Source organism: Brevibacterium sediminis, from assembly GCF_013623905.1.
GTDB classification, from domain to species: Bacteria; Actinomycetota; Actinomycetes; order Actinomycetales; family Brevibacteriaceae; genus Brevibacterium; species Brevibacterium sediminis.
The window spans coordinates 72,190-83,740 of record NZ_JABKDD010000005.1 but is presented as its reverse complement, the minus strand read 5'-3'; the positions used below and the strand labels follow the sequence as shown (position 1 = coordinate 83,740).

The 11,551-nt window shown below is 64.2% G+C and carries 9 protein-coding genes, 1 pseudogene and 1 riboswitch; of the genes and pseudogenes, 1 reads left to right on the top strand and 9 read right to left on the bottom strand.

Annotated elements, in window-relative coordinates; translation table 11 throughout:
- Position 1: 1 nt before the first annotated feature.
- From HK108_RS09300 to HK108_RS09290, 3 genes are all read right to left on the bottom strand, one after another.
- Positions 2–1,120: a hypothetical protein gene (locus tag HK108_RS09300; protein ID WP_181271292.1), complete on the bottom strand. Its 1,119-nt coding sequence runs from the start codon at positions 1,118–1,120 to the stop codon at positions 2–4.
- Between the two features lie 182 nt (positions 1,121–1,302).
- Complete coding sequence (gene betT, locus HK108_RS09295; protein WP_181271291.1) at positions 1,303–3,561, bottom strand: choline BCCT transporter BetT; 2,259 nt, start codon at positions 3,559–3,561, stop codon at positions 1,303–1,305.
- Positions 3,562–3,741: 180 nt separating this feature from the next.
- Entirely contained in the window at positions 3,742–4,287 is a 546-nt protein-coding gene (locus tag HK108_RS09290) for a hypothetical protein (protein WP_181271290.1), read from the bottom strand.
- 134 nt (positions 4,288–4,421) lie between these two features.
- Here HK108_RS09290 and HK108_RS09285 point away from each other — a divergent pair, with 134 nt between their 5' ends.
- On the top strand, positions 4,422–5,093 hold the full coding sequence (locus HK108_RS09285) for a metal-dependent transcriptional regulator (protein WP_181271289.1): 672 nt from the start codon (positions 4,422–4,424) through the stop codon (positions 5,091–5,093).
- Positions 5,094–5,159: 66 nt separating this feature from the next.
- Here HK108_RS09285 and HK108_RS09280 read toward each other — a convergent pair whose 3' ends face one another.
- The 6 genes and pseudogenes from HK108_RS09280 to HK108_RS09260 form a co-directional block, all read right to left on the bottom strand.
- A complete protein-coding gene (locus HK108_RS09280; protein ID WP_181271288.1) occupies positions 5,160–5,654 on the bottom strand; it encodes a hypothetical protein in 495 nt (164 codons plus the stop codon).
- A gap of 43 nt (positions 5,655–5,697) precedes the next feature.
- A riboswitch (SAM riboswitch) is annotated at positions 5,698–5,808 on the bottom strand.
- 485 nt (positions 5,809–6,293) lie between these two features.
- Positions 6,294–6,467, bottom strand: a complete 174-nt coding sequence (locus HK108_RS19190) for a hypothetical protein (protein WP_373284081.1) — start codon at positions 6,465–6,467, stop codon at positions 6,294–6,296.
- An 11-nt stretch (positions 6,468–6,478) separates the two neighbouring features.
- Positions 6,479–7,289, bottom strand: a pseudogene (erm, locus tag HK108_RS09275) (23S ribosomal RNA methyltransferase Erm).
- A 574-nt stretch (positions 7,290–7,863) separates the two neighbouring features.
- Positions 7,864–9,366 carry an inorganic phosphate transporter gene (locus tag HK108_RS09270; RefSeq protein WP_181271286.1) on the bottom strand — a complete coding sequence of 501 codons (1,503 nt, stop codon included), beginning with the start codon at positions 9,364–9,366 and terminating at the stop codon, positions 7,864–7,866.
- A 380-nt stretch (positions 9,367–9,746) separates the two neighbouring features.
- Positions 9,747–10,346 (bottom strand): HdeD family acid-resistance protein, encoded by a 600-nt coding sequence (locus HK108_RS09265; protein WP_181271285.1) that lies wholly within the window; start codon positions 10,344–10,346, stop codon positions 9,747–9,749.
- Positions 10,347–10,445: 99 nt separating this feature from the next.
- Positions 10,446–11,492, bottom strand: a complete 1,047-nt coding sequence (locus HK108_RS09260; protein WP_181271284.1) for a slipin family protein — start codon at positions 11,490–11,492, stop codon at positions 10,446–10,448.
- Positions 11,493–11,551: the final 59 nt, after the last annotated feature.

Genomic DNA, 11,551 nt, shown 5'->3' with positions numbered 1-11,551 from the left:
CTTAAGTATCCTCCTCCTGCGGAAGACGGCCGGTCGCGGCCAGAGAGGTCAGTGCCTCGGCGAACTTGTCTGCCTCGCTCGGGTCCCCGCCGACGAGTTCCATGTCCGGGCGGTCCCGGAAGTGCGCCGAGGTGGTGTGCCCGGCCGGGCGAAACGCTGTGCTGGCGCCGCGCAGCTGTCCTGGATGGGCCTGGTCGAGGATGCGGATCTGCCCCGGTCGTGTGGGTCCGGTTCCGGTGCTGGCGGGTGCGGCCAGGAGGAGCCGCTGGTTCGTGGCGGCGAGGATCTGTCCGGCCGGGTTCTCCCGGTCGGCGAAGTGGAGCATGAGGTTCTCACCTGGGGCGAGGGCGGTCAGCAGCGACTGCAGTCGAGTTTCGTGGGCGGCATCGATCCGGTTGGTGACGCGGGCTCGGGCGACGGCGAACAGGCGGGCGGGGATGAGGGCCGCCGTGGTGATGATGAGGCAGACGGCGGTCTCTGCCAGCCCTGTCGGCGGTGACATCGTGAGAATGTTCGAGGCCATGACGCCGATGGTGATGGCCAGGATGGCGATGAGCACAGAGACGATGAGGAAGACCGCCCAGAGTGTGCGGTGGAAGGCATCGGCGATCGCTCCGAGGGTGAGGCTGAAGTTGACGGTGGACCACAGCCCGAACAGCAGAGCGATGGCCGGCAGTGGGGATGCGGTCAGGTCGCCCCAGACGGTGCCGGGATTGCCGGTGTCCATCGCGAAGGCGTGCCAGATGAAGGCGGCGATGACTCCGCAGACGGCCCACACCGGTCCGACGGCGAACACCCGAGGCCAGGGGTTCCGGACGAAGGCAGTGGGCGGGTGTTTGCGTTTCACTCCGTGGGGATCGGCGGTCTGCTGCGCGCGGGCGGCGCTGCTGCCTGCGGGCGGTTTGTCCTCGTAGAAGACGACGGCGGCAACGGCGGAGAAGAAGAACAGAACCAGTATCCCGATGCCCGGTGCCTGGTCCGGGTTGATTCCCCGGAACCGGTGATTGCTGATCGGGTTGATACCGGCATTGGCGAGGAAGAAGGCAATCGAGGCGAAAACGGCGAACCCGATCCCGAACACGAGAGTAGTACTGCCCCTGGAGCGACTGTCCCTAGTCATGCCTCCATCCTCGCAGGAACTCTGTGAACCCGGGGCGCTGAGATGTTCCGGATCCGTTGCGTGGCAGCGAATAAGTAAGGAGCGGTGACCGTATCGGTCACCGCTCCTTCTATCGCTGTGCTCACCCCGTCACCGAGGCGGCTGTGCACGAATGGACACGGCCGCCTCGGCGAGGGTTTCACTCAGTGCTTCGGTTCCTCGATGTTCTCGACATCGTCGGCTTCCGTGGGCACCGCCGGAATCGAATCCGTGGTCGGCGGCGTCGGTGGAGTGACGACCGACTGGAACGAGTGCTCGTGCGAGTAGGCGAGGAACGACAGATGGTTCTCGTACCGGTCGAGCACGTCATCGATGATCTGCTGTGAGCTCAGACCCATGAGGTCGTATCCTTCCGAACCGGTCTGCGTGAAGACCTCGATACGGAAGTACTTGTCGTCACCTCGTGGGGCGTTGCGGGCACCGAATGACGGCACATTCGCCTCGATGGCTGCGGCCTCGTAGTGGAAGTCGCGCTGCTCGCCCATGTCGACATTGAGCGTGTTCGTCGTGATCTCGGTGTCTTCGTCGAGGGTCTGGATGTGTTCGACGGTGTAGCCGAGTTCGCGGAACTCCTTGGACACGGCTTCCAGGGACGGTCCGACCACCTCGGCGACGAAGCGTTCGACGGACTTCTTCGTCGGGTAGGAGCGAAGGGTCGCCAGTCGCTGACGCCAGGTCTTCTCCGGAGCACGTCCACCGTGGGCGGCCGTGGTGCGGCGACGACGGGTCCGGCCTTCGCGTTCGGCGCGCTCCATGCGCAGCACCTTCGAGAACGAGGCCATGACGAGGTAGGCAATGATCGTCACCGGCAGGGCGAAGATCAGCGTTGCGTGCTCCATCGTCGTCACGCCGCCGGCGACGAGCATGGCGATTGTGAGCACTGCCGTGACCAGGGCCCAGAAGATGCGCAGCCACTTGGCTCCGTCCTCTTCCGGATTCGGAATCGAGGAGGAGAAGTTCGACATCACCATGGCACCGGAGTTCGCACTCGTGAGGTAGAAGAGCAGTCCGGACAGAGTGGCCAGGCCGATGAGGAACGTCGCTCCCGGGAACATCTCGAGTAGGTCGTACCAGCCCTGTTCCGGGGAGGCGATGGCCGTCTTCGCGAACTCGTCGTTGCCGTTGAAGACCTCGGACAGGGCCGAGTTGCCGAAGATCGTGACGATGATGAAGTCGCAGATCACGGGGGCAGTGATCGCAGCGATGACGAACTCACGCAGCGTGCGGCCGCGGGAGATGCGGGCGAGGAACAGCCCGACGAAAGGACCCCAGGCGAGCCAGAAGGCCCAGAAGAACAGGGTCCAGCCGCCCATCCATTCGGAGCCGCCGTCGACATAGGCGAACGTCGACAGCGTGCGTTCGGGCAGGGTGAAGATGAAGCGGCCGATGTTCTCGACCATGGCGTTGAGCAGGAAGGCGGTCTTGCCGGTGACGAGGATGTAGAGCATCATCGCCGCACACGACCAGAGGTTGAGCTCGGAGACGAGGCGGATGCCCTTGTCCACGCCAGAGGTGCAGGCGGCGACGGTCATGACGACGGCCACGATGACGAGCGCGATCTGCAGGGCCAGCCCGGTTTCGAGACCGAAGAGAGTGGCGAACCCGACGTTGAGCAGGACGACGCCGATGCCCATCGAGGTGGCCACGCCGAAGACTGTGCCGACGAGGGCGAAGATGTCGATGACATCACCGGTGGTTCCGCGCACGCGCTTGCCCAGCAGCGGGTAGAGGACCGCACGGATCGACAGGGGCATGCCCCAGCGGTAGGCAAAGTAGCCCATCGCCATGCCGAGCAGCGAATACATCGACCAGCCGGCGATGCCGTAGTGGAACATCGTCCACACGACGGCGTCCTGAGCGGCTGCCGCCGATTCGGGGGAGGCATTGACCGGGTGGAGGTACTGGGTGATCGGTCCGGTCACCGAGTAGAAGAGCATGTCGATGCCGACGCCTGCGGCGAAGAGCATCGCGACCCAAGTGAAGAGGTTGTACTGCGGGCGGGAGTGGTCCGGGCCGAGCCTGACGCCGCCTTCCTTGGACAGTGCCACCCAGAGGACGAAGCCGATGACGACGGTGACGGTGACGACATAGAACCAACCGAGGTTCTCTGCGATCCAGTCCACAGCCGTCTTCATGGTCGACTGAGCCGAGTCGGGCATCATCATCGCCCACACGGAGAACGCGAGGATGATGAGAGAGGCGACGATGAAGACTCGCCAGTTGACCCGGGAGCCGCGTTCGTCGGAGAGCTCCTCCGGGCCCTTGCTCATCTCCGTGCTGTCGATCGGAGCGCGCTTCTCGGGGTCGACGTCCCTGCTGATTCTCGTAGCTCGGTCGGTACCGCCGAATCGCTCACGCTCGACGACTGGGCGCTTCAACTTCTCTTCGTTCGGATCCTGCACGCATCGACCTCCGGTAGACAAAAGTGGACTGGGCCCGAAAATGGGCCCGATCCATTCTACGGTTGGAGGATTTTCACAAAGACAGCACCCCCTCTTTTCAGGAAGTTGACTAAGCTGCCGGGTCGTCCAGTCGGGCCGGGCACGGGAGCCGGTTCGAACGGGCCCGAAGGGTGGAAGGGATCATCCCCGGGAGCGAGCGGCCACCTCGGTGAGAGTGTCGACGAATCGCTGCGCCTCGGTGGGGATGGTCTCCTCCAGCCGCATCGACGATCCGACGTGCAGCTCCACGGTCACGGTCGCGCGTCCGCGGAAATCCTCTGCTCGAACGGCGCCGACCTGCCGAGCGGCCGCCTCCGAGAGCTGGGCGATGGAGCCCTGAACATCGGTGCGCACCCGCATGATCCGTTGGTCGGTGAGGATGAGCAGATCGGAGTCGAACGGCGGCAGGCTCCGCAGCCGCACGTATTCGATCTCGCCGGGGCGGAACAGGCCGGTTGCGTTGATTCCATCTGATCGTGCTCGCGGGTTGTCCGGGGTCGTCGGCCCTCGCCGTGCTGTTGGTCGGGATGCCGGCTTGCGGGCCTTCGCCCAGCGGCGGAGCGCACGGAACGGGGACCAGCCGTCTGTGAGGGAGGGGCCGTCGGGGATGGCGGGCCGAACCGACCCTGTGCGGTCGGCGTTGTCGGTTGGGTGAACCGAGTCGGAGGGGAGGGAATGGGAGGTCATGAATGTGATTCTTCCAGGGCCGCCTCGGCGCGGGGGTGGGTCGGTCGTAATCGTTTGGGAACATCTGTGTCCGCTCGCCCACTTCGGGTGAAGTGGACGAGCGGGAGGCGATGCGTCCATGGGATACTGGGGGCATGCGTGCAGGTGAAGTCTCCGAGGTCAGTCAGGACTACCTCAAGGCCATCTGGTCGGCTCAGGAATGGGGCGGCGACCCGATGACGGCTACCGAACTTGCGAACCGATTCGGCACGACGAAGGCCAATGTCACCGAGGTGCTCAAGCGTCTCGACGAACTCGGTCTCATCACTCGCGTCCCATATAAGCCACCGGTGCTCACCGAGCAGGGCACGGCGATCGCCCTGTCGATGGTGCGCAGGCACCGGCTCATCGAGACGTTCCTCGTGAAGTCGCTCGGCTACAGCTGGGACGAGGTTCATGACGAGGCCGAGATCCTCGAGCATGCCGCCTCCGATCGGCTCATCGACCGCATCGACGCGTTCCTCGGCAACCCGACGTCCGACCCGCACGGCGATCCGATCCCGGGACCGGACGGGCGCGTGGATTCCCACACGCCCACCCTGCTCGCCGAGGCGACTCCCGGTCGTTATCAGGTGCTGCGGGTCTCCGATGCTGATCCTGTTGTTCTCGGGAAGCTCGCCGAGGCGGGGGTGCTGCCCGATGTCGCGCTCGACGTCGTCGATCGCACCGATGAAGCCGTGACCGTGGACATCGGAGGGAAGCAGGAGACGCTCGACTCCGCGCTCGCCGCGGCCGTGTATCTGGACGTGGCTTCCTCGGCGAGTTGACCGAGTCGGATCTGTTGATCCGACCGGCAGTGGTGTTTGGGTTCGGTGAGGTCAGAGACCCTCTGCTCAGTTGTTGCTTCGCGGGCGTGGGAACTTCGGTTCAGCGCGCAGCAGGGTCAGCGTCGTGGCTGCGTGAGCGTCGAAACCTTCGACGAGGAAGAGCTTCGGCCAGTCGCACCAGAGTTCTGATTCATACGGGGTGCCGGGCAGGTAGGTTCCGTGCCTGTTCTGCCGATGCCCCGGGTGAGACCGGAATGCCGTTCTGGGAATGGATTGCAGCGTGTCGAACAGGGTCTGATAGAGCACCGGTGTGAAGCCATCACTGCGAGCAGCATCGGCAGTGCTCACCCAGCCGGGTCCGGCAATCGGAATGCCCCGTTTGATCGCCGAACTCATCTGAGCTTTGATGCCGGCGCGTTGCGGGTCGGGGGAGTGGTGGAGGAGAACTTTCGACCAGTGCAGGGCCACCTCGGGTTCGAAGCCCGGCCACTGTTCGGCGGCCCTGCGGCGGTTCTCGGAGTGGCTGTGGGAGTCGGCGGAGTCGTTGAAGTCTGCGGACATGGCAAACCGCCCTTCTCGGGCGCGCCTGCGCAGCGCTGACCCGGATCGAAGCTTGCCCGAGCGGTCGGCGCGGGCCCGTTCTTCCCCTGGGGCACCCGGTCGATGACGGGTTGCCGTGTGGCCGGCCAGGTACCGATGGCCACAGCTCGCGAACGTGATTTCAGTGTAGATGGAGGGTCTGACACGACCTTTGCGTTGGTGACCTCCGTGGCCGGCGGAGGAGGAATCTAGACAAGTCCTTCTTCATCGGCGTCGGCGGCCGATGACCAGTATCGAGGATTGTGGTCCTCGACGGTTTCCCCACAGTCGACACAGGTGCGGAATTCGATAGTCCCGTCGGTATTGAGTCGACCCGGCGTCAGGCTGCTGCTCTCTTCGCAGCCAGGACACCACCCATTGATGAAGCGTCTGATGTGAGTGCCGTGTTCATTGTCCATTCCGGCTGACCTCTCGACCGAATGCGCAGTGCGTGGACCTGCTGTTTTCAGTCTACGAGCGCCGGCAATCGGCGAAGATGAACTTCCGGAGAAGACGGAGGAGCCGCCGGTGTCGTGGTCCGTCGGCGCATCGGCATGGAGGAGCACGGGCCGGACAACGCCCCGGTCCGACGGGGAAACGTCGGACCGGAGCATCGGAGACTCACCTGCGCGGCAGGTTCCACCTCGGCTGGGGCTGGTGCGGTTTCTGATGCTGATTCATGAAACCGCGTTCGGCCTGCAGATGACCCTTGTCATGGCTCTTCGCCTTCGGATCGGTGCCCGGGATGGAAGCCTGCAGCTTCTCGGTCGCCGGTTTGGCGCCGACGATGGGCATCTCCCCAGTGATCAACGGTGTCTGCGGGGCCGCCTCGGTGATGGGGTTCTGTTTGGGTGCTTTGCTGTTTCGCATGGTCTTTCCCTTCTTCGCATCCTTGTGATCTGTTTCGGTGACCAGTTCGGTGAACAGTCCGGTCCACTGGGCGGGGGTGAGGTCTTTGGGCAATGTGTCTCCTCTGATGTCGTTGCGGTCCATGGTCGATTGCAGAGTGCGATGATCGGTGATGCTCATCTTCGAGAGGATTCCTTTCATTCCTCGCCCGCGACCGGTGAAGACCGAACGGACGAACTGTTGATATTCGGATCGAGCATTGTCTGGAATCGATCCGGTGGGACAGCGATCGATGGTGAGGATGCCGCCATCGACGCTGGGCTTCGGGGTGAACGCGTCGGCGGGGACGCGGGTGACGAGGCGGAAATCGAACCATGGGGTCCATTGCGCGGTCATCATGGTCGATCCGCCGATGCCGGCGCGTTTGCGGGCGACCTCCCATTGGGTGAGCAGGATCGCCCGCTGCCAGCGCCCGGAACGCAGCAGTTTGCGGAGGATGGGGGTGGTGAGGTGGAACGGCAGATTGCCGACGATGACCGGCCGGTCGAGCCGGGTGGTCAGGATGTCGGCGTGCCGGACCTCGGCCCGCGGGTACGTGTCTTCAAGGTGATCCAACCTCGTTTCGTCGAGTTCGACGAGTGTGAGCTTTCGACCGAGCCGGTAGAGCTCGGAAGTGACTGCCCCATCCCCGGGACCGATCTCCATGATCGGTCCGGAGGTGGAACGAGCCAGGCTCGCAATCGTGTCGATGGTGGAAGGCGAACGCAGAAAGTTCTGGCCGAGTTCATGCCGCCCGCCGTGCTGTGAGCGCGGGGCCGAGCGCGAACGGGTCTGACTGCGCGTCGAATGGTGTCGTGACGTGTGGGGTCGCAATGGGATGTGCTCCAAAAAGAAGATGGAGGCACCCGAGGCAGCGCAATGATGGTGAGTCTGATCGATTCGTATAGACCCGGTCGATCATGATGATCGAAGTGGTCAGTGAATCGGAAAGGGATCAGCCGATTGTCGCATCGCCCGGATGCCGATGGCTCTCCGGGAGGACAACGCGCTTGCAGAGCAGATCAGGGTGACTGTCGTCGGTCAGCCGATCGCAGAAGAATTCGTCAGGCGCGCTGTCAGGCGCTGCGGTGACGAATGTAGAAGCAAGGCGCAGTCATTGCGCTGCTGTTCAATGTTCCCATGCGGAACAAGATAGCACAGGGAGCTTTGCCGAGACTAGGGTCCGGACGAAAATCGCCCTGCCGACCTCGTGTGGAAGTCGGCAGGGCGGAGGTGCGGATGCGTTCGAAGCGATGTGTCGAACGGAGTCCGGCGAACGCCTGTGAGCGTTCGTGTCAGTGGGTCAGCCCATCATGGTGCGCAGGGCGATGACGCCGACCGAGCCGATGACTGCGGCGGCCGGAAGGGTGATGATCCAGGCCAATGCGATTGGCTTCATGAGCTTCCAGTTTGCCGAACGGTTGACCAGGCCGACGCCGATGATCGCACCGATGAGGATGTGCGTCGACGACACCGGCAGACCGCTCACCGAGGCGGCCATGACGATTCCCGCGGCAGCGAGTTCGGCGGCGAATCCGGAGGCCGGGTGGATCTCGGTGAGGTTCGTGCCGACCGTTGCGATGACCTTGCGGCCGATGAACCAGAGACCGACGATGAGGGCGATGCCGCAGGTGAGCATGGCTGCGAACGGCACGGTCGCCTCGCCGCTGATGCTGTTGGTGCGGAGCACATCGAGGACGGCGGCGAAGGGGCCGACGGCGTTGGCGATGTCGTTCGAGCCGTGGCTGAAGGCGAATGCGGAGGCGGTGAACACCTGCATCCAGGAGAACAGGATGTAGGTCGCACGAGGAACCGTCTGCTTGCGCAGCGTCTTGGCGAAGACGAACACTGCCAGCCACACGGCCGCGCCGATCATCGTCATGATGAGCAGACCGCCGACCGTGGTCACGCTCATGTCGAGGTTCTTCAGTCCCTTGAACAGCAGCATTGCGGTGATGATGACGGCGCCGACGGCGGCGATGAGGGGAACCCACCGCTGCAGGGCCGAGTGCGTGCCGATCGATCCTCCCTCGGCGGGGGCATCCTCGGCGGCGGCGTCGATCTGCGCGTCGACGGATCCCTCGGCTGCGGAGACCGGGGCGAGCATATGCGGCTTCAGCGTGTGCGACAGCGACTTGCCGAGCACGTATTTCTTGATCAGCCCGTAGATGACGAACGCGGCGAGTCCGCCGAGGGCGGGCGACAGCACCCAGGAGATCGCGATCTGACCGACCTCGGACCACTGCACCATGGCGAATCCGCCGGTGCCGGTGACGAATCCGATCGTCAATGATGCACCGATGATGCCGCCGATGATGGCGTGCGTCGTCGACACCGGCCAGCCCATCCGCGTCGCCAGGAGCAGCCACACTGCGGCGCCGAGGAGGGCCGCCATCATGATGAACGCGAAGTCCATCGGGTCGATCGCCACCCCGCTGAGGTCGACGATTCCGCTCTTGATCGTATCGGTGACGTCACCGCCGGCCAGAAGCGCGCCGCTGACCTCGAAGACCGCGGCGATGAGCAGTGCCTGCTTCATCGTCAGGGTGCCGGCGCCGACGGAGGTGCCGAAGGCGTTGGCGACATCGTTGCCGCCGATGTTAAAAGCCATGAAGGCGCCGAAGATGACCGTGGTGATGAGCACCATGCGGGGTGCGTCCCGGCCCACGAAGTCGAGCGACCACAGGGTGAAGGCGATGAGGGTGATCGCCATCAGGCCGCCGAAGGCCAGATGCCAGAGGCGGTCGTTGCTGCGGCCGACGACAGGTGGCGGAGTGTGGCGCTCCGGTGCCAGAACCTGGGTCATTCGTTCTCCTCGCGAATTTCAGTCGATGTGGCAGTGTCTGTCTGCCTCCATGATTCGCAGGGCGGATGACCGCCAGGTTACGGAGAAGATGAATGCACGGTTAACTCCGATTCCGAGCGGTGCGAAATGCTCATGCACACTCGGTACTTTTCGCCTTCCGTTCACGCAATGTTCCAGGTCAGATGCTATATGTGCGGGTCGTTGCGGGAGGCGGGCGCTCGGGTGTGGCGGAGACGGAAAGTCATGTTGTGACAATGACCACTTCGGGCCGACATTGGTACGTGAATCGGTGAACAGCGGGTACGTGAAAGAACCCGGACCCGCAGATGTGCGGATCCGGGCTCTGCCGAAAGGGGAAAAGCTCGCCGAGGCGGCCGGAATCAGTCGATGATCTCCCCGCGGATGACATCGCCGCCACCGTCGCCGTCAGGACGATTGCGATGCGGATCGGACTTCATCTGCCTGTCGACCTTGCGCAGTCGACGGCCCAGAGCGATGAGGGCGATGCCGACGAGGATGATGAACCCGGCGAGGGTGAAGATCAGCGCGGTCACCCCGGCGCCCGGGGCGAAGAGGAAGAAGCCGCCGAGGATGATGCCGAGGACGCCGATGACGGTGAGTGCCCACCAGGTCCTGACTCCCATCCGGCGGATGAAGAAGGACATGGTGAGAGCGAGGAAGCTGAAGAAGATGATGGCGAATCCGGTCAGCACGGTGACCATGGACGCGAACAGCATCGGGGTGAAGAAGATGAGCGCACCGAGGAGGATGAGCAGGACCGCGCGTGTGATCATGCTGCCGGTGCGGCCTCCCTGCGCTGCGAAGACGAGGGAGGAGATGGCGATGACGGCGAGCCAGCAGGCGAAGATCCGCACGACCACCTCGGCGGAGGTGCCTGGCCAGACCATCATCAGCGCACCCATCACGAGGGCGATGACGCCGTTGACGATGACTGTTCTTCCAGTGCGCTTGAGGTCCATGCCCACAGCCTAGTCCTCCGGTTTGGACAGACGCTGAAGACGGCGCCGGGGGCGGTCGGTGGGCGGATCCAGGGCGGTCGCCGGCCGGGGTGCGACGGTTCAGGCGTGCCCGAGGTGCTCCTCCTGATCGGCGGAGTCGGACCGTGCGGCCGAATCCGAGGTGATCCGCTCCTGCTCCGGCATGTCCGAGGTGACACGCTCCTGCTCGGGCATCAGCCCGGTGAGCTTAAGCGATTCGGACATGGCTTGAACGATGGCGTCGAGGTCAGCCGGGGTACTCGACGTCGTGTCCGATCCGGATCGGTCGGCCGCCTCGGCGGGGGTGTCCGTGGTGGGTGTGACTCCTGCTTCCGTAGTCGACTTCGCGCCCGCCTCGGTGGTGGGAGGAGCAGCAGGGGTGTTGTTCTCGAGGAAGCGCAGGAGCTCGACGGGGAAGGGCAGGACCAAGGTCGAATTCCGTTCAGCGGCCACCTCGACGATGGTCTGGAGCAGGCGCAGCTGCAGGGCGGACGGGGTGTGGGCCATGGCCTCGGAGGCCTTGGCGAGCTTGTTCGAGGCCTGCAGCTCACCGTCGGCGATGATGACGCGGGATCGGCGTTCGCGTTCGGCTTCGGCCTGGCGCGACATGGATCGTTTCATCGTCTCCGGCAGGGCAACGTCCTTGATCTCGACGCGATCGATGTGGACGCCCCAGTCGACGGCGGGGCTGTCGATCATGATCGCCAGGCCCTGGTTGAGGCGTTCGCGGTTGGTGAGCAGGTCGTCGAGTTCGCTCTGGCCGATAATCGAACGCAGCGAGGTCTGCGCGACCTGACCGACGGCGAGCTGGTAGTCCTCGACGTCGACGACGGCCTTGCGCGGGTCGACGACCTTGAAATAGATGACGGCGTCGACGCGGACGGTGACATTGTCGCGGGTGATGCCCTCCTGCGCGGGGATCGGCATGGTCACAATCTGGAGGTTGACCTTCTCGAGTTTGTCGACGAAGGGGACGACCGCGGTCATTCCGGGTGGGCGGGGCTCGGCATTGACTCTGCCGAGGCGGTAGACCACCCCGCGCTCATACTGCTTGACGATCTTCAGGCTGTTTCCCAGCGTGATTGCTCCGAGTGCAACAAGTGCGGCGAGGATACTGAGCGCCAACATGTCGAATCGCCTCCTTTGACGATTGACTGTCCGTCCCATTCTACGCCGGTATGGCGCGG